This is a genomic window from Vibrio sp. FE10 (genome assembly GCF_030297155.1).
Taxonomy (GTDB): Bacteria; Pseudomonadota; Gammaproteobacteria; order Enterobacterales; family Vibrionaceae; genus Vibrio; species Vibrio apostichopi.
Genome location: NZ_AP028067.1, coordinates 379,094 through 403,238, shown reverse-complemented (window position 1 = coordinate 403,238; position 24,145 = coordinate 379,094). Strand labels below are relative to the sequence as shown.

Here is a 24,145-nt window from a genome sequence, read left to right as displayed (position 1 = left end):
GAATATGGATATATCTACGCCTTGTATCAAATGCCAGGTTCATTCTAAATATATTGAAGAACAATCTGAGCCATCTAAGAATCGCTACGTTTTCGCTTACATCATTACCATCAAAAACCTAAGTAAAACAACGGTACAACTTATGTCTCGCCGCTGGTTGATTACCGACTCTAACGGTAAACAACTCACCATAGAAGGTGATGGCGTGGTTGGACAACAGCCGGTGATTGAAGCCAATGACGAATACACATATACCAGTGGTACCGTCATCGAAACCCCTGTGGGCGTTATGCAAGGACACTATGTAATGACCGATCATAAAGGCATTGATTTCATAACAGAAGTCGACCCATTTAGGCTGGCTATCCCCAATATTCTTAACTAGTACACATCTCTACCACTTACAGGAAAATGCTGTGTCGAATTATATTGTCGGAGACATCCAAGGATGCTTCGACGAACTTCAGTTACTGCTTGAAACCATCAACTTTGACAAACGACAAGATACGTTATGGGTCGCCGGAGACTTAGTTGCTCGTGGCCCTAAATCCTTAGAGACGTTACGTTTTGTTCGTAACCTTGGCAGTTCAGCGAAGGTGGTATTGGGTAACCATGATTTACATCTACTTGCTGTATCCTTAGGCCTCTTTTCAGCCAAACCAAAAGATAAGACTCAACCAATTCTTGATGCTGAAGACCGTGACCAATTGCTGGAATGGTTAAGACAACAACCCTTGATGCAAGAGCACCCAGAGTTTGTTATGACACATGCGGGCATCTCACCTCAATGGGACTTAGAGCAAGCACGGACAGAGAACCGAGTAATAGCATCGTTGCTCACATCGGACCGTTGGCAATGGCTTATCGAGAACATGTACAGCAACACGCCAGATCTCTGGAGCAAAGAGTTGCAGGGTATAGAACGTTATCGCTATGCGATCAATAGCTTCACTCGAATGCGCTTCTGCTCTCCCGATGGCCGACTCGACATGGCTTGCAAACTGCCGCCCAATGAAATTACGGATGAACCTTTGATACCTTGGTTTGATCTTTCACAGCGCATTACACTCGAAAAAACCGTGTTGTTTGGACATTGGGCAGCCTTGGAAGGCTATTCAGGAAAAGATGTGGTTGGCTTAGATACAGGATGTGTTTGGGGAGGAGAATTGACGATACTTCGCTGGGAAGATAAAAAGTTTTTCACTCAAGATGCTCTGTAGAGAAACGAGAAACGAGAAACGAGAAACGAGAAACGAGAAACGAGAAACGAGAAGTTTGCGTTACTGTTACAGTAACGCAAACATTTTTAATTTCAGAGCTTAACGCTCGAGAATCACAAACTCCATGTTGTGTTTATTTTTCTCATCAGCTTGATAGGTTTCGCTAAAGCTCTGCTTCCAACCTTCTCCCCAACTAGGGAACTGTGTATCGCCATCAACTTCGAGGTCGATATAAGTCAGATAGAGCTTATTAGCTTTAGGCAGACAGCTTTCATAGATAGAGCCACCACCAATGATCATCACTTCGTCAACGTCACTGACAAGTTCTAATGCTTGTTCAATTGAAGTCACAGTAGTCACTCCTTCAATCTCTAAGCTCTCATCGCGGCTAATTACGACATTCAATCGACCTGGCAAAGGGCGGCCAATTGAATCATAGGTCTTACGCCCCATCACTACCGGCTTACCCATCGTTGAGCGTTTAAACCATGCAAAATCTGCAGGTAAATGCCATGGCATCTGATTATCTTTACCAATTATACGGTTGTTTGCCATTGCCGCTATCATACTGATGATCATAAATAGAAAGTCCTGTCCTTACCTGAAAATGAAATTGAAGTTACACGATAGGTCTACGACGATAGAATAACAGCCCAGGCACCGCCAAGCCAACCGCTAGCCCCGCGATAATGAACATCGATTTTAAGAAGTTCTCCATCAACATGGCGAGCAATTCTGGGTTATACCCTGCCCTGTTGATTTCGACCATAGCGATCATCGCTTTGAACGCGAAGACTCCAGGAACCATTGGAATCAAAGCGGCGACGGTAAATACCTTTGGGTGCGCCAACAGTTTGTGTGACCAATGAACCCCAATCATCCCGACAATGGTCGCCGCGAAGAAGGTCGCCCACTCAATGGGTATCCCGAAATGCATCATTAAGTAACGGCTACCGTGGCCAATGGATCCTCCGAGAGCACAATAGATCAACGCACGTTGTGGTACATTAAAGACCAATGCAAAGCCGATGGCAGGTATGGCTGCAAAAAACATATCGTTCAGAAGGCCTACCAATAATTCAAAGATAGTCATTAGCTTGCCCACCCCCACACATCCGAAAGACTCATCGCTGCAACAATGCCTAAGCTTGTCGCCAACGTTAATAAACTGGCCATGGTGAAGCGTGCGAGCCCCATATTAATATGGCCTTTAAGCATATCCGCAACAGAGTTAATTAAAGGGAAACCGGGTACAAGCATCAGCACAGAAGAAGCCATCACGATAGTGGGCTGGCCACCGATGTTATAAAGAACCGCTTGCGCTGAAATAGTTGTCGTAACAAACGCTGTGATAGCAAAGTTTAATAAGGGGTTAAAATGACGATGACCAATCTCTTGTCTGACGATCATGCCGCAAGCTGATGCGATAAAAGTCATCATGAAGACCTGCCAATCACCGCCAGCAAGGTGACTAAAAGAGGCGCACGATAATCCAATCATCACGACAACCAACCAACGATTATAACGTTCTGGACTGATCCCTTGGATCTTCTTATAAGCTAAATCATAATCAAGAATCCCTTTCTCCATCATGATACACACGCGTTGAATCTCTGTTATCACCCGCATATTAATGCCACGATCAGCACAGCTTCGAGTCGTCGTTATACAATGATCATCCATTACTGTTGTCACGACCAACGCATTGGCTGACAGTGCAACTTCAACCTCATTCACCCCACAAGCAATACCGATTCGGCGCATAATGTCACCGACCAGTGTGCTCTCGGCGCCGTGTGCCAATAACATTTGTCCTGACTGAGCGACTAACCTTGAGATCGCTCTTTGTTCTGATGCCATGATTTCCTTCCCATAGGCGTTATACCAATCACAGTAAGTAAGTGATCAGAAATAGCTCAGGAAAAAAGCTTGAGAACAAGGCAGAGATTTTCGATAAGTAGTTATTCTACAATCAAAATCTCTAACGCAGTTATCGAGCGTTTTAACCAGTTAGGGTGACCAGTTATTTACTACGATTGGTATTAATTATCTAGAAATAAATTCTGCATTAAAATTTGATAAGACATAATGATTTAGATACAAAAAAACCGCAATTTTCATTGCGGTTTAGTAAAACTATCAGTGTGCTTCAGAAGAAGCGACCAAAGTATTTATAGGAAACGGTGAGGATTAGTCACGAACATAGATAACATGACCGTCATCTTCTTCGTCATCCCAGTCATCCCAATCGTCGTCATCTTCAGTAACGACATTCTTACCGGCCATCGCATCTTTATGGTAGTCATCCCACATAAAGTTAACTTTTTCTTCTTCTTCAATTGCTTCAACTTCACGAGGTAGGTTTTCCATGAACTCACCCAGTTTAAAGCAAAGATCTTTTGTGCCGATCTTGTTCACAGCAGAGATCTTGAAGTACTCACCTTCCCAACCTAAAGCTTCGACGATTTCTTGAATCTTTTCGTCCGCTTCTTCTTCAGGCATTAGATCAACTTTGTTGAATACTAACCAGCGAGGTTTCTGTGCCACTTTTTCGCTGTATTGCTCAAGCTCGTCAATGATCGTCAGTGCATTCTGAATTGGATCAGAACCATCAATCGGCAAAATATCGATCATGTGTAGAAGAACACGACAACGCTCAAGGTGCTTCAAGAAACGAATACCAAGACCAGCGCCATCTGCTGCACCTTCGATTAGACCAGGGATATCAGCAACAACGAAGCTCTTTTCAGGGACAACACTAACAACACCTAAGCTAGGGATTAGCGTGGTAAACGGGTAATCAGCAACTTTCGGTTTCGCAGCAGATACTGAGCGAATAAAAGTAGATTTACCAGCGTTTGGCAAGCCAAGCATACCAACATCCGCTAATAGAAGAAGCTCTAAACGCAGTTCGCGAACTTCACCTTTAGTACCCATTGTCTTTTGACGAGGAGCACGGTTAACCGACGATTTAAAACGCGTGTTACCAAGACCATGCCAACCACCTTTACCAACCATGACTTTCTTGCCATGTTCAGCAACTTCAGCAACGATTTCATTAGTGTGGATATCAACAGCGCGAGTACCTACAGGTACTTTCATGGTCATATCTTTACCACGTTTACCAGTACAGTTACCACCGCGGCCATTTTCGCCACGCTCTGCATTGTAAAAACGTTGGAAACGATAATCGATCAGTGTGTTTAAGTTTTCATCCGCTTGAATGTAAACATCACCACCATCACCGCCATCACCGCCGTCAGGACCACCTTTAGCGACGAATTTTTCGCGCCAAAAGCTTACTGTACCATTACCGCCATCACCGGCTTCTATTTTTACTGATGCTTCATCAACGAATTTCATTTTTTAACTCCGCACTTACGTTGCGTTACCACTCATCAAGGAGTGATATAAATTCTAGCAGATCCGTGTTTAGATCGATCACCTAAGATCTAGATCGATCTGCAACCAAGGAACAAATAAGGAGAGGTTCTTTGCTTTCTGTTTCTTAAAAAAACAAACGGCTTCTTGAAACTAAACGGTTTCTCAAACACCAAACTGCTTCTCAAAACTAAAGCCAGAGCGTCTACTTTTTTATTCTCGCTATAAATAAAAAACCCTGCCGAATCGGCAGGGCTTTTGAATTCAGCTTGAAAGCTAGTATAAATAATCTAATAAAAGATTAAATTACTCAGCTTCGATGCTTACAAACTTACGGTTTTTAGGACCTTTTACTGCAAATTTCACTTTACCTTCAGTAAGAGCGAAAAGAGTATGGTCTTTACCGATGCCAACGTTTGTGCCAGCGTGGAACTTAGTACCACGTTGACGAACGATGATGTTACCTGCAAGAACAGATTCACCACCAAAACGCTTAACACCAAGACGTTTGCTTTCTGAATCGCGGCCGTTATTAGTAGAACCGCCAGCTTTTTTATGTGCCATTGTTAAACTCTCCTAATACTTAAGCGTTAATGCCAGTGATTTTCACTTCTGTGAACCACTGACGGTGACCAGCTTGCTTACGCGAGTGCTTACGACGACGGAATTTAACGATTTTTACTTTATCGCCACGACCGTGTTGTACTACTTCTGCAGTAACCTTGCCACCTTCAACAAGAGGTGCACCAACAGCGATTTCTTCGCCGTTAGCAACAAGAAGAACTTTATCAAATTCTACAGTTGCACCAGTTTCAACGTCTAATTTCTCTAAACGAAGTGTTTGACCTTCGCTTACTCGGTGTTGTTTGCCACCAGATTGGAAAACAGCGTACATATTTTACTCCGCTTTTTCCGCACAGCCTATGGTTGTTAATTCTACAACTCGGGTGTGCGCTAAACTAATCAATAGGGCGCAGATTCTACGGGAATCATGCCGCTATGACAAGCCATATTTTTAAAATATTGGCGAAAACATGTTCGCCAAAGAAAAGTGCGGCAATGATGCCTTTAAGTGATGTATTAATCAACGTTTTTTAGTGTATTATTCAACAATTAAATACAACGTATAAGCCTTACAGGGTCTAACTTCAGCCGGATGAACAATGGATTTTAAAGCTATCCAAACGCTTACTGCCAATGATATGGCAAAAGTGAATGAAACAATTCAAGCCCAACTTAATTCTGACGTAAGTTTAATCAACCAGCTTGGTTTTTATATCGTTAGCGGTGGTGGCAAACGCCTACGCCCTTTGCTTGCTCTTTTATCAGCTCGTGCACTTGGTTACCAAGGTGAAGCTCATATCACCTCAGCCGCCTTTATCGAGTTTATTCACACAGCAACCCTTCTCCATGATGATGTCGTCGACGAATCGGACATGAGACGTGGCAAGGCTACAGCGAATGCTGCTTTTGGTAATGCCGCTAGCGTTTTGGTTGGTGATTTTATTTACACCCGCTCATTCCAGATGATGACGACGCTAGGATCTTTAAGGATCCTTGAGCTAATGAGCGAATCAGTAAACGTGATTGCCGAGGGTGAAGTTCAACAATTGATGAACTGCAATAACCCAGACACCACAGAAGAAAGCTACATGCAGGTGATCTATTCAAAGACCGCTCGTTTGTTTGAAGCCGCAACCCAAATTGGCGCGATTCTTACAGAGTCTTCACCTGAAATCGAAACAGCAATGCAAAACTACGGTAAGTACCTAGGCACTGCATTCCAGCTTATTGATGATGTGATGGACTACACCGCTGATGGTAAAGAGATGGGTAAAAATGTTGGTGATGACCTAGCAGAAGGCAAACCAACGTTACCGTTGCTTTACGCAATGCGTAATGGCTCTCCAGACCAAGCGAGCATGATTCGTGAAGCGATTGAAAAAGCCAATGGTATGGAACGTCTCGACGACATTATGTCGGTCATGAAAGAGACAGGCTCGTTAGAGTACACAACCAATAAAGCCTATGAAGAAGCTGATAAAGCGATAGCTGAGCTGTCTATTCTTCCTGATTCAGAATATAAGCAAGCTTTAACTACACTAGCTCACCTTGCAGTAAAACGTAGCAAGTAAATAGAAGCTTAGTAGACAGCTAGATAATAAAAAAGAGCTGGTTGGCTCTTTTTTTGATCCTGGTAAATATTACTCTGGGTTTTAATATCGACTCGATTCTAATGATAAAGGTAATTGCGCCTCGATCTCTTCAAGTTCTTCCAACGGAACCGCATATTGCTTATGACTGTTGTAAGACTCAAACAAAGCGAACTGCTCTTGCTCATCGATAACCAATATCTTACCCAAGCGACCTAGATAGTTAACATTCATTCCCTTTTGTACTCTAGTCATAATCCGATACCCTAATTCTTCGTGGTCATAAAAAGATTACGAGTGGGTTGAATGCAAGGATCAAAAAAGCCGATCACAATGATCGGCTTTCGTTAACTGTCTTTATAGCAGAGTTTAGTTATCTATCGCTTATTTAGCGAATTCAACACCAATCTCAATATCGCCATTTAGCGTTTCTAGCATGCTGTCTAGTGCGTTGCGTTCGAAGTCGCTCAGTTCACCGTAGCTAAGGATCGCTTCAGCGCCCTCTTTGCCAAGTTTAACTGGTTGTGCGAAGAATGGTGCGTGTTCGCCTTCACCTTCAACGTATGCACACTCAATCACGTTCTCTTCGCCTTGAAGCGCTTTCACTAGAGCAAGACCGAAGCGACAAGCCGCTTGACCCATAGATAGAGTCGCACTACCGCCACCCGCTTTAGCTTCTACTACTTCAGTACCCGCATTTTGGATGCGAGTTGTTAACGCTGCGATTTCTTCATCAGTGAACTCTACGCCTTCAACTTGAGAAAGAAGAGGAAGGATCGTTACACCAGAGTGACCGCCGATAACAGGAACGCGAACATCGCCTGGATCTTTATCTTTTAGCTCAGCAACGAACGTTTCAGAACGAATAACATCAAGAGTCGTAATACCGAATAAACGACGCTTGTCGTAAACGCCTGCTTTCTTAAGTACTTCAGCAGCGATTGGCACTGTTGTGTTTACTGGGTTAGTAATGATACCAACACAAGCAGTAGGACAAGTAACAGCAATTTTCTCAGCTAGAGACTTAACAATGCCAGCGTTCACATTGAAAAGATCCGCACGATCCATACCAGGCTTACGAGCAACACCCGCAGAAATAAGCACAACATCCGCACCTTCAAGCGCTGGAGTTGGATCTTCACCCGCGTAACCTTTGATCGAAACAGGCGTTGGGATGTGGCTAAGATCGGCAGCAACACCCGGAGTTACCGGAGCGATGTCGTAAAGTGCAAGATCTGAACCAGCAGGCAGGCGGTTCTTTAGTAGTAGGGCTAGGGCTTGACCGATGCCACCAGCGGCACCAATAACAGCTACTTTCATTGTTATTCTCCTTGAGAGATTTCTCTTATAGATTCTTTGTAGAGTAATTCTTGAGCTAAATTAAGGCTAAAAAGCTAAATTATCGCTAAAAAACTATATTAATCACAAAGTGATTACAATCAATTAACGCCAGCTTTGCGACTTCGCGCAAGTCAATAAAACCGTGCCACACAGCGAGTTGGTATTATGGGGATAATCATCTGAAATAACAAAATAAGTCGGCACTAATAACACATTATTCTATTAAATTTTTACAGTGATATGACTAACAAAATACCGTGATATTTTGGCTAAGATTGAATATGTATGCGAGAATATGCAGATATCTTTATTAATGAATAAGAATGACATATGCGCAATACAGAAAAACAAGACAACTTAGTTCGTGCTTTTAAATCATTACTAAAAGAAGAACGTTTTGGTTCGCAAGGCGAGATTGTCGATGCCCTCAAACATGAAGGCTTTGAAAGCATCAACCAATCTAAAGTTTCGCGTATGTTAACTAAGTTTGGCGCTGTTCGAACGCGCAATGCAAAAATGGAGATGGTTTACTGTCTTCCAGCTGAACTTGGCGTCCCGACAGTTTCGAGCTCTTTAAGAGAGTTGGTGTTAGACATTGACCACAACAATGCATTAGTTGTGATACACACTGGTCCAGGTGCTGCGCAGCTTATTGCTCGCTTATTGGATTCATTAGGTAAGTCAGAAGGCATACTGGGCGTAGTCGCAGGCGATGACACTATCTTTATTACTCCAACCTTGTCAGTGACCACTAAGCAACTGTTTGATTCAGTGTGCGAACTGTTTGAATACGCTGGATAATTGTCCATAGTTTCATAACTATCACAGCTACTAATGGATCACGAACATCTATTCGCTTCGTGATCCAAATCACATCCTAAGATATCCATCCCCTTCCCCCTTAAAAACAACTAAACCATTGATTTTAAAAAACTCAATAGCAAATTAAACACGAGATCTAACCGTCATTTGTTAGATTTTTTAGCTATATCTTTTAACATTTGAGTAATTTTCTGCCAATTTTTGATATTATTCAGCCACTTTTTCATCACATGGATTGAAAAAGGTGCCGTTTCCAAATAGGAAACTCCAGAAACGACTACAATTGTTTCAGGGTTAATAATGAATAAAGGAAGGGAAATTCATGGCATTTACCAAACTTATTAAAGTTGGGGCTATTGCAGCTGCTGTAATGGGCGCTGGCGCAGTTAACGCTCAAGAGTTCATCACAATTGGTACTGGTTCAGTAACGGGTGTTTACTACCCAACTGGTGGTGCTATTTGTAAGCTAGTGAACAAAGGCCGTAAAGACCACAACATTCGTTGTTCTGTCGAGTCTACTGGTGGTTCAATCTACAACGTTAATACCATCCGTGCTGGTGAACTAGATTTCGGTGTTGTTCAATCGGATTGGCAATACCACGGCTACAACGGTACAAGTAAGTTCAAAGATCAGGGCGAATACAAGAAACTTCGCGCTATGTTCTCTCTACATACAGAACCGTTCAACATCATCGCTCGTACCGATGCTGGCATCAACAATGTGTCTGACCTAGCTGGTAAGCGTGTAAACATTGGGAACCCAGGTTCTGGTGACCGTGCAACGATGGGTGTTGTAATGGACGCTATGGGTTGGACTAACGATAGCTTCAAGCTTGCTTCTGAACTAAAAGGTTCTGAGCGTTCACAAGCACTTTGTGATAACAAGATTGATGCATTCATCTACATGGTTGGTCACCCGAACGGTTCAATCAAAGAAGCAACAACTTCTTGTGATGCAAAACTGGTTTCAGCAACTGGTCCACAGATCGACAAAATCGTAGCTGAAAACCCATACTACGCATACAGCACAGTTCCAGCTGGTATGTACCGTGGTACAGATGCTGACGTAAACAGCTTCGGTGTTGCTGCAACTATGGTAACAACGTCTGACGTTTCTGATGAAGTCGCATACAACGTTGCAAAAGCAGTATTTGAAAACTTCGCTACATTCAAACGCCTGCACCCAGCATTTGCGAACCTGAAGAAAGAAGACATGGTTAAAGCGGGTATCTCAATCCCTCTTCACCCTGGCGCAGTAAAATACTACAAAGAAGTAGGCCTTCTAAAGTAACTCTACTTTAAGCCTGCTCTACCAATAAGGAGGCGAGTCCTCCTTATTGGCTTTTCACGTTTTATAAAAATAACCCAAGTGAAAAGAGACAAACCTTTAAGTTTCTCCAATTTGGCGAACTTACCTTCGTATCAAGCCTAAGACAAAGACGAACAAAAAACGCATTTCCCTATCGATTCACTACACTAGATAGGAAATAAATAACGTCTCGTTGTTCGTAAGAAAGGCAGACCATCAATAATAAGGATAAAGTACATGACGCAGACAACATCACCGTCTCCAGATGTGCAAGAAATGGTGGCACAATCAGACACTGGTGCGCGTAGCCCTCGCGGTATCCAAGGCCGTATTTTATGGTTTGTGCCTCTATGTTGGTCACTGTTCCAACTTTGGTATGCATCTCCGCTGCCGTTCATTTTTAACTTCGCAATTTTAAACGACACTGAAGCTCGAGCAATTCACCTTACGTTTGCCATCTTCCTAGCCTTTACCGCTTATCCAGCCATGAAAAATTCACCTCGGGATAGAATTCCTGCGGTCGACTGGGTTTTAGCGCTTGTAGGTAGTTTTTCAGCTTCGTATATCTATATTTTCTATACGGAACTTGCCGGTCGTTCAGGCGCGCCAACAACATTCGATATTGTTGCGGCTGTGTTCGGTATGATTCTACTGCTTGAAGCAACTCGACGCGCTTTGGGTCCACCTCTTATGGTTGTGGCTGCAGTATTCCTACTTTACACCTTTGGCGGCCCTCATATGCCAGACGTGATTGCCCATAAAGGTGCGAGCCTTAACAAGGCAATGTCACATCTATGGCTAACCACAGAAGGTGTATTCGGTGTTGCTCTTGGCGTATCAACGTCATTCGTATTCTTGTTTGTACTGTTTGGTGCAATGCTAGAGCGTGCAGGCGCAGGTGCTTACTTCATCAAAGTAGCATTCTCCTTGCTTGGCCACATGAAAGGCGGCCCAGCAAAAGCAGCCGTTGTAGCTTCTGGCCTATCAGGTCTAGTGTCTGGTTCATCTATTGCTAACGTGGTTACCACGGGTACTTTCACAATCCCTCTAATGAAAAGAGTCGGATTCTCAGGTGAAAAAGCCGGTGCTGTAGAAGTTGCCGCTTCAACCAATGGTCAGTTAACCCCACCAATCATGGGTGCTGCTGCATTCTTGATGGTTGAATATGTGGGTATCTCGTATGTAGAGGTTATTAAAGCGGCGCTATTGCCTGCTCTTATCTCTTACATCGCCCTGATTTACATTGTTCACTTAGAAGCATGTAAAGCTGGCATGACAGGCCTACCTCGTCGTCACACACCAACTATCGTACAAAGCCTACTGTCTTTCACTGGTACCATTCTTGGGCTATGTGTCATCAGTGCTGCGGTTTACTACGGTGTCGGTTGGACAAAAGATGTGTTTGGCGATGCAGCAACCCCAATTGTTACCGTTGCTCTATTGATCGCTTATGTAGCCTTGGTTCGAGTTTCAGCAAAATACGCAGCTGAAGGTGGCATGGACATTGATGCTGAGCTAACAGAAGTACCAGATCCAGGCCCAACCATTAAGTCTGGTTTACATTTCCTATTGCCTATCGTGGTGCTTGTTTGGTGTCTGACTGTAGAGCGATTCTCTCCAGGTCTTTCTGCCTTCTGGGCAACGGTATTCATGATCTTCATTTTGATCACGCAGCGTCCTTTGATGACTCTGATGAACAAATCGGACGATCTTGCAGAGCAAACCAAAGCGGGTTTCGTTGACCTATTAGAAAGCTTGGTTTCAGGCGCACGTAACATGATCGGTATCGGTGTAGCAACAGCTGCAGCAGGTACGGTTGTCGGTGTGGTAACTCTGACAGGTATCGGCTTGGTAATGACGGACTTCGTTGAGTTTATCTCAGGCGGTAGCATCATCCTTATGCTGCTATTCACTGCGGTAATCAGCTTGATCTTAGGCATGGGCTTACCAACAACGGCGAACTACATTGTTGTATCAACGCTGATGGCTCCGGTAATTGTTACCTTAGGCGCTGCGCATGGCCTAATCATCCCTCTGATTGCGGTTCACTTGTTCGTGTTCTACTTCGGTATCTTAGCCGATGATACGCCTCCAGTTGGTTTAGCAGCCTTTGCGGCCGCCGCGATTGCAAAATCAGACCCGATCCGTACTGGTATTCAAGGCTTTACCTACGATATCCGAACCGCGATATTACCATTCATGTTCATTTTCAATACCCAACTACTATTGATGGGCATTGATTCTTGGTGGCATCTATTCCTCACTATCTTCTCTTCTGTGACTGCGGTACTTATCTTTGCAGCGGCAACGCAAGGTTGGTGGTTTACCAAGAACAAATGGTGGGAAACGATCCTATTATTGGTTCTAACTTTCTCTTTCTTCCGCCCTGGCTTCTGGTGGGACATGATTTATCCAGAGAAAGTTCTTTCACCTGGAGTTGAGATCGCTCAAATCACACAAGGTCTATCTGTGGGACAATCTCTTGAGTTAAGAGTGGGTGGCGAAAACTTAGAAGGTGACTATTCTGAGAAGACGGTTCGCCTTCCATTTGAAGATTCTGCGACAACAAGTGAAGACCGCCTTGCTTCAATGGGCTTAATGCTGACGAAATCTGAAGACAAGATGATTGTCGACATGGTTGAGTTCGGTAGCCCAGCAGAAGCGGCTGGTATTGACTTTGATTGGGAAATTAAATCAGTTATCCAAGACGCAGAAAGACCAATGAAAGAGTGGGTATTCTTACCATCCCTACTGATTCTAATTGGCTTAGCGATGAACCAAAGAAGGCGTGCTCGTAAGGATGAGATTAGCGCGTAATGGATAGAGCCAAGTAGCGCTCAACTCTATTTGGCTTTATTACATGGAAAGGATAATCACAGCGCTTGGTCAATACTAAGCGCTGATAAAAAAGAGAAAAACACATGTATAAACAAATCCTTGTTCCTGTTGATCTTAACGACAAAGGCTTTTCTGACAAAGCTGTTGAATTAGCGGTATGGCACGCAAAGCACAGTAATGCTGAAATCCACATCTTGAACGTATTACCGGGCATTCACATGTCGATGGTTGCGTCTTACTTCCCGAAAGATGCCGCGAATCAAATGAAGCTTGATGTAAAAAATCAGCTAAAAGAGTTTGCTGATAAATACATCGACGATGAAGTGGTTTATAAGGTTCACGTTGCTGAAGGTAAAACTTACACAACGATTCTAGATTACGCAGAAAAGCTTGGGGCCGACCTAATTGTGATGCCTAGCCATAAGCGTTCGAAAATCGACAAAGTGGTACTGGGTTCAGTGGCGAGTAAAGTCGTACAGAATTCACCAATTAACGTATTGGTTATCAAGCCTCAAGGTTAATTGCTTCTGGCAGATAACCTACGCCGAACTGAAGACAAAATACCGAAAAAGGTTGGCTCAAAGCCAACCTTTTTTATTTCTTTCATCAAGTGCAGACTGCTGAATACAACCTAAATTAACTCACGAGATTCTGTGGCTTCCCTTCAACAAACGCATCAATGTTATCCATCAGAATATCGGAAAGCTTTTGAATTGAGCTGTCACTGCCCCACGCTACGTGTGGCGTTAACAATAAATTCGGCAAGTGGCTATTCGCCAACAACGGATTCGAAATATCTGCAGGCTCTTGTGTGAACACATCCATGCCTGCGCCAGCAATCTCATGATTGATCAATGCTTCGACCAAGGCTTGCTCATCGACTAATCCACCGCGGCCAGCATTAATTAACACCGCACTTGGTTTCATCATTATAAGCTCTCGCTCCGATATTAGATCTCGAGTCGCTTCAGTCAACGGGCAATGTAAGCTGATCGCATCTGCTTGTTGTAACACCGTATCAAAAGGTAGATACCCTTCTCGACAAGAGTCAGCCCCTTTACGCTCAGCAAAGATTACATTCATACCAATCGCTTTGGCTAATATCGCTGTCGCTTGCCCTAAACTGCCGCTACCCATTAAACCTAATGTGCTGCCTGCAACATCTTGGATTGGATGAGTAAAGAAGCAGAACTGTTTGTCCTTTTGCCATTCGCCGGCCTCGATGTCTTGATGATAACCAACGAGGTTGCGCTTTAGCGTAAACAGCATCGCGATAACATGTTCAGGTACCGATTGAGTCGCGTAGCCTTGCACGTTTGTCACCGCTATGTTCTTGCCATTGCAGTAACCAACATCGACATTGTTCACCCCCGTCGCAGACACCGCAATTAGCTTAAGCTGTTGTGCTTGAGCCAAATTCGATTCGTTAAGCACGACCTTGTTGGTAATAACCACATCAGCGCCTTCAATTCGTTCAGACACTTGCTCAGGCGAAGTGAAATCATACTCCACCCACTGATGTTCAAAGCTAAGGGGTTTTAAATTAATCTGAGATGGGATGGTGGCTCTGTCGAGAAAGACCACTTTCAACTTCGGCATTGTACGTCCTTGCATTGGTATTGGTTTAACCATTCTAAGCTTTTAGCTTGCTGTAGTCTGGAAGCTCAGGCGCAATTTCAAAGTGCTGTTCGATTTGTGGCAATGCTTGCGGATAAAAATCACATGGCACGAAGGCTTTGAAGAGCTGATTATTAGCCGGATGATAAAAACTCAGTTCGCACGCGTGCAAAGCTAACCTATCACTATACTCAAACGCCTCTGGCGTGGCATAAAACTCGTCGCCAACAATTGGAGTTCCTATCGCCATGCAATGAACACGCAACTGATGAGAACGACCTGTAATGGGCAGCAACTTCAATAATGTCGTTTGAGGCTCTTGTTGCTCCACCACATAGCGAGTCTGCGATGGCTTTCCATCGTCAAAACAGACTTTCTGCCTAGGTCGATTTGGCCAATCACAAATGAGTGGCAGATCAATCAAGCCTTCTGCTGCTTCTACTGAACCCCATACTCGCGCGTAATAGAGTTTGTGTGTCAGTCGATATTGAAACTGCTTCTTCAAATGACGTTCAGCTTGTTTGTGTTTAGCAAGTAGCATCAAGCCCGATGTCGACATGTCCAGTCGATGCACAACCTGAATCTCCGGAAAATCCACAACCAACCGACTCCACATACTGTCGTAGTGCTCAGGCAGTCTCCCCGGCACCGAAAGTAGGCCTGCAGGCTTGTTCACCACAAGAATATCCTCATCTTGATAGACAATATCAGTCCACGGTTCACATGGTGGTGTGTACTGTTCTAACGCCATTAGAGCCTCTTAATTACTGGTTAACAAATAATTCACGGTCAATTCGTTTATTAATAAATACAATTTTCAACATTTTTGTACATAAAAGTTGACGAAAATACGAAACATGGTATTGATAAGGTAATGGAAAATAAGAACTAAGCCTCAAAGGAAAAATGATGGAAAGTACGGCTAAAACCACCACAACACCAACCTCCGCACCACTTTCAAGTTTGATTAAATCTCTTGGCCCAGGAATCATGATGGCCGCTGCTGCGGTCGGTGGATCTCACTTAGTCGCTTCAACGAAAGCTGGCGCAATTTACGGTTGGCAACTAGCCGCACTGATTCTTTTGGTTAACGTATTTAAGTACCCATTTTTTAGAGCCGGCATCCAATATACCCTTGGCACCGGACAAAGTTTGGTGGAGGGGTACTCTAACCTTGGCCGACCTTACCTTGTTATCTTTTCGATACTGAGTGCCATTTCTGCCGTGGTCAATACCGCAGCCTTACTGTTATTCAGTGCAAGCTTGCTTAGTTACTTTGTTCCTTTTGACTTGGCCACCAGCACATTGTGCATGATCGTTTTAGCGACGTGTTTGATCATTCTATTCGCTGGCCATTATCGCGCGCTCGATACGCTGTCCAAAGCGATCATGGCGATCCTGACCATCACAACCTTAGCTGCCGTCGCCATTGCTATCGGCTCTCCTGTTGAACCTGATGCGGCTTTTGTTCCGCCATCACCTTGGTCGTTGGCCGCTATCGGATTTATCGTCGTGACCATGGGTTGGATGCCAGCACCTATCGAGATTTCAAGCATCACCTCTATGTGGCTAAAAAGCCAAAAAGAGAAGCAAGAAGTGACCGCTCAATCAGCACTGTTCGATTTCAATGTAGGCTACATTGGCACAGCGTTGCTTGCTCTGGTATTCGTTGCTTTAGGTGCACTGGTACTTCATGGAACAGGCGTTGAACTGTCTCGCTCTGGTGTTGGTTTCACCCATCAATTGGTCGGCATCTACGCTTCTACGATTGGTGAATGGTCTCGTCCACTGATCGCTCTTATCGCCTTCTTCTGTATTTTTGGCAGTACCATTACCGTTATCGATGGCTACTCACGCGTGCTTGCTGAATCACAACGCCTGTTATTGAAAAAAGAATCTAGCCCAAGAATGCTGCAAGGCTGGATCATCATTGTCTCTCTCGCGGCATTGGCGATTGTAATGTTCTTCAGCGCAGCACTGATGCCAATGCTTGATTTTGCGATGGTGCTTGCATTTGCGACTACGCCATTCTTTGCATTACTTAACTTCATCTTAGTAAGCAAAACTAAGCTTCCTGAAGCGCTCGCGATTGGCACTAAGCTAAAATGGTTGTCTGTGGCAGGTCTGGTTTACCTATTTGGTTTCCTAGCCGTATTTGTTTGGTGGAAATGGTTAATGTAATTCATCAATCAATACACCTTTCAACAACTAAAACACCTTTCAAACGCTAGATAAAAAGAAGGCCTTCATGATGAAGGCCTTCTTTTGTTAAAGCATTTAGCTAATTCAAAACTAGTTGTGAGAAACCACAATCAAACGTAGTGAATCTAGCTGAACCTGAGCTTTGCTGATGTAACCGGTCAATTCATTGATTTGAGCTTCGATGACCTCTAGCTCTTCATCACGAATATTAGGGTTGACCGCTTTAAGTGCTTGTAGACGCTCTAGTTCACTATTCAAGTTAGTTTGCATATCTTTCTGAGCTTGTTGACGAACGTCTTCAACCTTCGGAAGTACATGCGTCTCACCCGCTTCGATTAGCTTGTGAATCTCACCTTGTACCGAGTTCACTAGCTTGCTCGCTAAATGACGGTTTACCGGGCTTAGCTGACGGTTAAAGCTATCGAACTCAACCTGAGCAGATAAATCGTTACCACGACCATCCATCATCAAGCGAATCGGCGTCTTAGGTAAGAACTGGCTGATACCGCTGCGCTTTGGCGCTTGTGCATCAACAAGATAAACCAACTCAAGCAGAATTGTACCGACTGGTAGCGCTTTGTTCTTCAGTAGAGACACCGCAGACGCACCCACACCTTCGCTCAATAGCAGATCAATACCGCCCTGAATCATTGGGTGTTCCCAGCTAATGAAGTTCATGTCTTCACGAGAAAGCGCCGTTTCACGGTCAAACGTGATCGTTGCACCTTCATAAGGTAAGCCTGGGTAGCTTGGTACCATCATGTGTTCAGAAGGTGTCACGACTAGCGCATTTTCGCCTTTGTCATCTTGGTTCAGACCAATGGTGTCAAACAAGCTCAGTGCAAACGAAACTAGGTTAGTATCACCATCAGTAGAAGCAATTTTCTCTGCGATCTCATGAGCTTTATCGCCACCATTTGAATGCATCTCTAGTAGGCGATCTCGGCCTTTTTCTAGATCCGATTTCAGGCTTTGATTGAGCTTCGCTGATTCTTCAATCACTTCATCAAGCTGCTCGGTGTTACCAGAAGCCAGCATTTCAATCAGTACGTCAGAATACTTATCGTAAACTGTGCGACCTGTAGGACAAGTCTCTGCAAATGCATTCAAACCTTCATCGAACCAACGCGCTAGAATCGCTTGCGATGTGCCTTTTAGGTAAGGAACATGAATGTCGATATCACGAAGCTGACCGATACGGTCCAAACGACCAATACGTTGCTCAAGCAAGTCTGGGTTGAACGGTAGATCGAACATCACTAACTGGTTCGCAAACTGGAAGTTACGACCTTCAGAGCCGATTTCACTACAGATAAGAACCTGAGCACCGCCCTCTTCTTGAGCAAAGTAAGCCGCTGCTTTATCACGCTCTAGAATCGACATGCCTTCATGGAATACCGTTGCACGCACGCCTTCGCGCTCACGCAGTGCTTGTTCTAATTGCAGAGCCGTACTCGCACGCGAAGCGATCACTAGGATCTTCTCGCTGCGCTTGTCTTGGATCTTTTCAATCAACCAGTTCACACGTGAATCGAACTGCCACCAGCTTGAGTCTTCACCTTCAAACTCTTGAAAGATCTCTTCTGGGTACAACATCTTCATTGCACGAGCTTCAGGTGCCATTTTGCCACCGATCATGCCCGATACACGCATCGAGGTTGTGTACTGCGTTGGAATGTCCATCGGCAGTAGGTTTACATTACGCTTAGGGAAGCCTTTGATTGCAGCACGTGTGTTTCTAAATAGAACACGACCTGTACCATGGCGATCCATAAGGTTATCAATCAATTCTTGGCGAGCTAGCGCTTGCTCTTCTTCGCTGCTATCGCCTTCGATAACGCGGAATAGAGGCTCAACATCTTGCTCAGACAGAAGTTCTATAATTTGGTTCTTCGCGCTGTTTTCAAGCTTCACGCCAGAGAACAATGCCGTTACTGCATCAGCAACAGGGGCGTATTGGTCTTCTTCTTCAACGAATGCTTCGTAGTCGTAGAAGCGATCAGGATCAAGTAGACGCAGACGTGCAAAGTGGCTCTCACGACCCAACTGTTCAGGGGTCGCTGTCAGTAGTAGTACGCCAGATGTGTTTTCAGCTAAGCCTTCAACCACTTGGTATTCGCGGCTTGGCTTATCTTGGCTCCACTCAAGGTGATGTGCTTCATCGACAACCAATAGATCCCACTCGCCTTCAAGTGCTTGCTCGTAGCGCTTGCGGCTCTTACGTAGGAAGTCCAGTGAACACAGAACGTATTGCTGAGTATCAAATGGGTTATCTGATTCAGCAAAAGATTCAATGCAGCGCTCTTCATCAAAGATAGAAAAGTGCAGGTTGAAACGACGCATCATCTCGACAAGCCATTGATGTTGTAGCGTTTCAGGCACCACAATCAAAATACGCTCAGCACGGCCAGACAACACCTGTTGGTGGATGATCATGCCCGCTTCAATGGTTTTACCTAAGCCAACTTCATCGGCGAGTAAAACACGCGGAGCGTGACGACGGCCCACTTCGTGAGCGATGTAAAGCTGATGAGGGATAAGACCTGCACGCATACCACACAAACCGCGCATTGGGCTTTTATGCTGTTGGTATTGGTTGCTTAAAGCACGGTAGCGCAAGACAAAGTTATCCATGCGATCAATTTGACCTGCATACAATTTATCTTGCGGTTTATTAAAACGGATTTGGTTGCTTAAGAAGATTTCTCGCAGAGCCACATCCGCTTCTTGAGTATCTTCACGAGTACCCATGTAAGTCAGAATGCCTTTATCTTCGATCACTTGCTCGACCGATAAAGACCAACCCTCTTGGCACTCGATGACGTCGCCGACATTAAACGTTACTCGGGTTACGGGAGCATCCGTTCGTGCATACACACGATTCTCTTCTGATGCTGCAAACATTACTGTCACTGTTCGAGCATCCATTGCTACAACGGTACCTAAACCTAAATCGCTCTCCGTATCGCTTATCCAGCGTTGCCCCAAAGCAAATGTCATGAATCGACTACCTCAATCTTATAGTTGGAATTTGGTCTTTTTAACTGCATTGTTATCAGAATTTTCTGACTCTCAAAATAAAAATATAGCTAAAAATGCCTAATTTGCAGCCACTTTTAAAGTGCGCTTAAGATAAAAATCATCTTAAGGAAATGGTGCAGAAAAAGGTCGCTAATCTTACTCGATGCTGTGATTTAGGTCACGTCTAAAGGCTGCTATTTCACGCTTTTTTTCTGTTTTCGCTAATGCAATCAAACTGTCAAAAATTCATGGTTACTCTAGAGGGAGTAGATAAGTTATTTCGAGCAGACTCTTAATATTTGAGCTATTACTACTAGAGGTAGGATCTACTCGGTGTACTTTTGATAAGTGCTTGATAGTAATGCCGTCAAACACATCAAGAGTTTGCTAGCGTTCAATCAACCCATTCGAGCCACATGGTGGCAAGGAGATGCTATGGGCGATACCAATCGGAAATTATTTGTTCTAGATACCAATATCTTACTTCACGAACCCTTTGCTATATTTTCGTTTCAGGAACACGATGTCGTTATCCCAATGACGGTACTCGAAGAACTCGACAGAATTAAGGACAGTAAACGCGATGTTGCTCGCGATGCCAGAGTCGCAATCAGAGCATTAGAAGATCTTTTCCATGACGCAACCCCAGACAAAATATCCGAAGGCATTCCTTTCTCAACCGATGTAAGCGCTTCAGGCACAATTTCAATACTCGCAGACTACGAACTCCAAGAAAGCATTAAAGCCTTTGCCGACGATAAGGCTGGTGACAACCGCATCCTCAACGGCGTGTTGTACTTACAAAATAAACGCGCACCACGAGAAGTGGTACTCATTACCAAAGACATCAACATGCGCTTGCGAGCTAAAGGTGCAGGGGTACGCTTTGTTGAGGACTACCAAACCGACCAATTAATCGATGACGTTCAATATCTCACAAAGGGCTTTCAACAGCTTGAAGGGTCATTTTGGGATGGTATAGACAATGTTGAGAGTAAGAGTCTTGGAGGGAAAGCACTGCACACCCTCGCAAGAACACCGTTCGAACCCACTTTCATCAACCAGTACATTATTGATCAAGACAGTGACTTTGCTGCTCGTGTCGAAGAGATTGAACCCGAAACCATCACTCTGCGAGACTTAAGCCGAGAACGATTAATGAACCGCAGGGCGTGGGACATTACGCCAAAGAACATCTATCAAGGCATGGCGATTGATGCCTTACTTGATCCCGATATTGATTTGGTGATTTTAACGGGTGCTGCGGGGAGCGGGAAAACCTTGCTTGCCATGGCAGCCGCTCTTGAACAAACCATTGAGCGCAAACATTTCGATAAGATCATCGTAACCCGAAACACACCTGACATCGGTGAATCCATTGGTTTCCTTCCCGGAACCGAGGAAGAGAAGATGTTGCCTTGGCTAGCCGCGGTGACCGATACACTCGAAGCGCTGCACAAGAATGATCACTGCACCGAAGGGTCGATGAAATACATCTGCGATAAAGCCAATATCCAGTTCAAATCAATCAACTTCATGCGTGGCCGCTCGATCCAGAATGCGTTTGTACTGCTGGATGAGTGCCAAAACCTCACAGCTTCGCAAATCAAAACCATCATCACCCGTTGTGGTGAAGGCACCAAGATCGTCTGTTCAGGAAACCTGGCTCAGATAGATTCTTCCTACTTAACCCCTGTGACATCAGGCCTCACCTACATGGTTGAGCGTTTTAAAAACTTCGAAGGCAGTGCCAATATCCACCTTAATGGTGTGGTGCGTAGCCGACTGGCTGAGTTTGCTGAAGAGAACATGTAGACAGTTATGTACGCTCACTGAATCAGTCACCTAAAAACAAAAAAGCGCCTCACATTAGAGGCGCTTTCAATTTATTTATGGCAAGAGATTTTGAAACTAACTCGTGCTGCTGACCTGAATTACTCAGTACCACCAACCGTTAGAGAGTCTAGTTTCAATGTTGGTTGACCAACACCGACTGGCACGCTTTGACCAGCCTTACCACACACACCCACACCGCGGTCAATGCTTAGGTCGTTACCAACCATAGATACTTGCTGCATCGCTTCGATACCAGAGCCAATTAGCGTTGCGCCTTTCACTGGGTGAGTGATCTTACCGTTTTCAATCATGTACGCTTCAGAAGCCGAGAACACAAATTTACCAGAAGTAATATCAACCTGACCACCACCGAAGTTCGGTGCGTAAATGCCTTTCTCAACAGTAGCAATGATCTCTTCCGGCGTGTGTTCACCCGGTAGCATGTATGTGTTGGTCATACGCGGCATTGGAAGATGCGCGTAAGACTCACGACGACCGTTACCTGTTGGTGCCACACCCATTAGACGAGCATTAAGCTTATCTTGCATATAGCCTTTTAGGATGCCATTTTCGATGAGCGTGTTGTACTGACCATTCACACCTTCATCATCCACGTTTAATGAACCACGAAGATCAGTCAATGTACCGTCATCAACAATCGTACATAGGCTTGAGGTGACTTGCTCGCCGATCTTGCCAGAAAAAACTGAAGATTCTTTACGGTTAAAGTCACCTTCTAAACCGTGACCTACTGCCTCGTGTAGAAGAACGCCCGGCCAACCAGAACCCAGAACAACTGGCATTGCGCCCGCAGGAGCTGCGACAGCTTCAAGGTTAACGAGCGCTTGACGAATAGCTTCATCAGCAAATTGGTAAGCAACTTGAGAGCCGTCAACATCACTTAAGAAGAAGTCGTAACCAAAACGACCACCGCCACCAGCGCTGCCACGTTCGCGACGATCGCCTTTCTGCGCAAGTACGCTGATTGATAGACGAACTAGCGGGCGAATATCACCAGCGAAAGTGCCGTCAGTCGCAGCAACCAGCATTTGCTCGTGTACACCGCTTAGGCTCACTGAAACCTCAGTGATCATCGGTTCCTTGGTGCGAATGTAAGCATCAAGCGCTTTTAGTAATTCTGTTTTCTGCTGTTTTTCCCAGCTTGCTAACGGGTTAACTGCGTCATAGTAAGCTTGGTTCGAGTTACGCTTGAATGCATGAACTTTACCGTTTTTACCTTGCTTCGCAATACCACGAGCCGCAATTGCGCTCTGCTTAAGACCATCCAATTGGATTTGATCTGAGTAAGCAAAACCGGTTTTTTCGCCAGATACTGCACGAACACCAACACCGCAATCGATATTAAAAGAGCCATCTTTAATAATGCTATCTTCTAGTACCAACGACTCGTGCCAGCTCGATTGGAAATAGATATCAGCATAATCAATTTGGCGGGTAGCAATGCTCGCCAGTGTATCTGCGATATTTTGCTCCGTCAGCCCTGTCGGGGTTAGTAGCGCTTCTTCAATTTGATTAATGCTCATAAATGGCTCTTGTTTAAAATTAAAATTGATTGGTAAATCGAGAGTGCTGCGCTATTGGCATATTCTGCCTAATCGATTCGCAACTGGATGTGTCTATCTCAACCACCATACTTTTAGGGTCTTGGTCTAATTGTGCGACCACTCGCCCCCATGGATCAACCACCATTGAGTGTCCCCATGTTTCTCTTTGGCAAGGATGCTTTCCTCCTTGCCCTACCGCGACAATCCAAGACTGAGTCTCGATGGCACGGCACCTTAATAAGGCTTCCCAGTGTGCTTGACCTGTAACGGCCGTAAACGCCGCGGGAACTACGATGATCTGCGCACCTTGCTTGCGTAACTCTGAATACAAGTGAGGAAAGCGCACATCATAACAAATACTCAAACCTAAGCGACCAAAAGGCGTTTCCGCTGTCACAACTCGGTCACCCGGCGTGAAAATATCGGACTCGCGATAACATTTATGTGCATCGGCGACATCAACATCGAACATATGCAGCTTATCGTAATGAGTCACTAGAGCACCAAAATCATCGATAACCAATGTAGTGGTGGTGACACCTGCAGCGGTTCGAATTGGCATACTACCGACAACAATCCAAACACGGTGTCGTTTTGCTAGATCAGATAATTTCTGCTGCAAAGGCCCATTATTCAGAGGTTCTGCATACTGGTGATAATCGGCTTTATTGCCGAACACTAATGCATTCTCAGGACACACAACCCACTTAGCCCCTAACGCTTTGCACTTTGCTACCTCGTGTTCAAGGTAATCAAGGTTATGCTCAGGGACTGGGCCTGAAGTCATTTGAATCAATCCAACACAATCCATGTGCACCGCTTCTCCATTCATTATGATTC

Annotated in this window: 22 protein-coding genes; 9 read left to right on the top strand and 13 right to left on the bottom strand. The window is 44.6% G+C overall.

Going from position 1 to position 24,145, the window contains the following annotated elements; genetic code table 11:
* Window positions 1-4 precede the first annotated feature (4 nt).
* Together apaG and QUF19_RS01890 are read left to right on the top strand one after the other, a co-directional pair.
* Window positions 5-385, top strand: coding sequence for a Co2+/Mg2+ efflux protein ApaG (gene apaG / locus QUF19_RS01895; protein WP_009847827.1), 381 nt, complete (start codon window positions 5-7; stop codon window positions 383-385).
* 31 nt (window positions 386-416) lie between these two features.
* Entirely contained in the window at window positions 417-1,220 is an 804-nt protein-coding gene (locus QUF19_RS01890; protein ID WP_286295528.1) for a symmetrical bis(5'-nucleosyl)-tetraphosphatase, read from the top strand.
* A 99-nt stretch (window positions 1,221-1,319) separates the two neighbouring features.
* Here QUF19_RS01890 and folA read toward each other — a convergent pair whose 3' ends face one another.
* From folA to rplU, 6 genes are all read right to left on the bottom strand, one after another.
* A complete protein-coding gene (folA, locus tag QUF19_RS01885; RefSeq protein WP_286295526.1) occupies window positions 1,320-1,799 on the bottom strand; it encodes a type 3 dihydrofolate reductase in 480 nt (159 codons plus the stop codon).
* Window positions 1,800-1,839: 40 nt separating this feature from the next.
* Window positions 1,840-2,313, bottom strand: a complete 474-nt coding sequence (locus tag QUF19_RS01880; RefSeq protein WP_286295524.1) for a threonine/serine exporter family protein — start codon at window positions 2,311-2,313, stop codon at window positions 1,840-1,842.
* A complete protein-coding gene (locus QUF19_RS01875) occupies window positions 2,313-3,080 on the bottom strand; it encodes a threonine/serine exporter family protein (RefSeq protein WP_286295523.1) in 768 nt (255 codons plus the stop codon). Before QUF19_RS01875 ends, QUF19_RS01880 begins: the two co-directional genes overlap by 1 nt.
* 330 nt (window positions 3,081-3,410) lie before the next feature.
* On the bottom strand, window positions 3,411-4,583 hold the full coding sequence (gene cgtA, locus QUF19_RS01870) for an Obg family GTPase CgtA (RefSeq protein ID WP_009847831.1): 1,173 nt from the start codon (window positions 4,581-4,583) through the stop codon (window positions 3,411-3,413).
* A 324-nt stretch (window positions 4,584-4,907) separates the two neighbouring features.
* Window positions 4,908-5,165 (bottom strand): 50S ribosomal protein L27, encoded by a 258-nt coding sequence (gene rpmA, locus QUF19_RS01865; protein ID WP_004735905.1) that lies wholly within the window; start codon window positions 5,163-5,165, stop codon window positions 4,908-4,910.
* Window positions 5,166-5,184: 19 nt separating this feature from the next.
* The gene (gene rplU / locus QUF19_RS01860) at window positions 5,185-5,496 is read right to left on the bottom strand and encodes a 50S ribosomal protein L21 (protein ID WP_004740823.1); all 312 of its coding nucleotides are present in this window, start codon (window positions 5,494-5,496) and stop codon (window positions 5,185-5,187) included.
* Window positions 5,497-5,764: 268 nt separating this feature from the next.
* Between rplU and ispB the strand changes: the two genes are divergently transcribed.
* Window positions 5,765-6,736: an octaprenyl diphosphate synthase gene (gene ispB, locus QUF19_RS01855; RefSeq protein ID WP_065101310.1), complete on the top strand. Its 972-nt coding sequence runs from the start codon at window positions 5,765-5,767 to the stop codon at window positions 6,734-6,736.
* 81 nt (window positions 6,737-6,817) lie between these two features.
* Here the strand turns inward: ispB and QUF19_RS01850 are convergent, their stop codons facing one another.
* On the bottom strand, window positions 6,818-7,009 hold the full coding sequence (locus QUF19_RS01850; protein ID WP_009847833.1) for a hypothetical protein: 192 nt from the start codon (window positions 7,007-7,009) through the stop codon (window positions 6,818-6,820).
* 129 nt (window positions 7,010-7,138) lie between these two features.
* Entirely contained in the window at window positions 7,139-8,074 is a 936-nt protein-coding gene (gene mdh / locus QUF19_RS01845) for a malate dehydrogenase (RefSeq protein ID WP_010434414.1), read from the bottom strand.
* A gap of 351 nt (window positions 8,075-8,425) precedes the next feature.
* Between mdh and argR the strand changes: the two genes are divergently transcribed.
* The 4 genes from argR to QUF19_RS01825 all read left to right on the top strand — a co-directional run bounded on the left by argR (window position 8,426) and on the right by QUF19_RS01825 (window position 13,585).
* Entirely contained in the window at window positions 8,426-8,896 is a 471-nt protein-coding gene (gene argR / locus QUF19_RS01840) for a transcriptional regulator ArgR (RefSeq protein WP_004735909.1), read from the top strand.
* Between the two features lie 343 nt (window positions 8,897-9,239).
* Window positions 9,240-10,208 carry a TAXI family TRAP transporter solute-binding subunit gene (locus QUF19_RS01835; protein WP_017078819.1) on the top strand — a complete coding sequence of 323 codons (969 nt, stop codon included), beginning with the start codon at window positions 9,240-9,242 and terminating at the stop codon, window positions 10,206-10,208.
* Window positions 10,209-10,463: 255 nt separating this feature from the next.
* Entirely contained in the window at window positions 10,464-13,043 is a 2,580-nt protein-coding gene (locus QUF19_RS01830; RefSeq protein ID WP_286295508.1) for a TRAP transporter permease, read from the top strand.
* A gap of 104 nt (window positions 13,044-13,147) precedes the next feature.
* Window positions 13,148-13,585 carry a universal stress protein gene (locus QUF19_RS01825; RefSeq protein ID WP_004735912.1) on the top strand — a complete coding sequence of 146 codons (438 nt, stop codon included), beginning with the start codon at window positions 13,148-13,150 and terminating at the stop codon, window positions 13,583-13,585.
* Window positions 13,586-13,700: 115 nt separating this feature from the next.
* On the opposite strand, the gene QUF19_RS01820 is transcribed toward QUF19_RS01825, so the two are convergent.
* Window positions 13,701-14,663, bottom strand: coding sequence for a D-2-hydroxyacid dehydrogenase (locus QUF19_RS01820; protein ID WP_286295506.1), 963 nt, complete (start codon window positions 14,661-14,663; stop codon window positions 13,701-13,703).
* A 34-nt stretch (window positions 14,664-14,697) separates the two neighbouring features.
* Window positions 14,698-15,432, bottom strand: a complete 735-nt coding sequence (rluA, locus tag QUF19_RS01815; protein ID WP_286295504.1) for a bifunctional tRNA pseudouridine(32) synthase/23S rRNA pseudouridine(746) synthase RluA — start codon at window positions 15,430-15,432, stop codon at window positions 14,698-14,700.
* A gap of 158 nt (window positions 15,433-15,590) precedes the next feature.
* Between rluA and QUF19_RS01810 the strand changes: the two genes are divergently transcribed.
* Window positions 15,591-16,862 (top strand): NRAMP family divalent metal transporter, encoded by a 1,272-nt coding sequence (locus QUF19_RS01810; protein WP_286298803.1) that lies wholly within the window; start codon window positions 15,591-15,593, stop codon window positions 16,860-16,862.
* Between the two features lie 111 nt (window positions 16,863-16,973).
* Here QUF19_RS01810 and rapA read toward each other — a convergent pair whose 3' ends face one another.
* Entirely contained in the window at window positions 16,974-19,883 is a 2,910-nt protein-coding gene (gene rapA, locus QUF19_RS01805) for an RNA polymerase-associated protein RapA (protein WP_286295502.1), read from the bottom strand.
* Between the two features lie 456 nt (window positions 19,884-20,339).
* On the opposite strand from rapA, the gene QUF19_RS01800 reads away from it, so the two are divergent.
* Window positions 20,340-21,719, top strand: coding sequence for a PhoH family protein (locus tag QUF19_RS01800; RefSeq protein WP_286295501.1), 1,380 nt, complete (start codon window positions 20,340-20,342; stop codon window positions 21,717-21,719).
* 119 nt (window positions 21,720-21,838) lie between these two features.
* On the opposite strand, the gene tldD is transcribed toward QUF19_RS01800, so the two are convergent.
* On the bottom strand, window positions 21,839-23,284 hold the full coding sequence (tldD, locus tag QUF19_RS01795; RefSeq protein ID WP_286295500.1) for a metalloprotease TldD: 1,446 nt from the start codon (window positions 23,282-23,284) through the stop codon (window positions 21,839-21,841).
* A 19-nt stretch (window positions 23,285-23,303) separates the two neighbouring features.
* Window positions 23,304-24,116: a carbon-nitrogen hydrolase family protein gene (locus QUF19_RS01790; RefSeq protein WP_286298801.1), complete on the bottom strand. Its 813-nt coding sequence runs from the start codon at window positions 24,114-24,116 to the stop codon at window positions 23,304-23,306.
* Window positions 24,117-24,145: the final 29 nt, after the last annotated feature.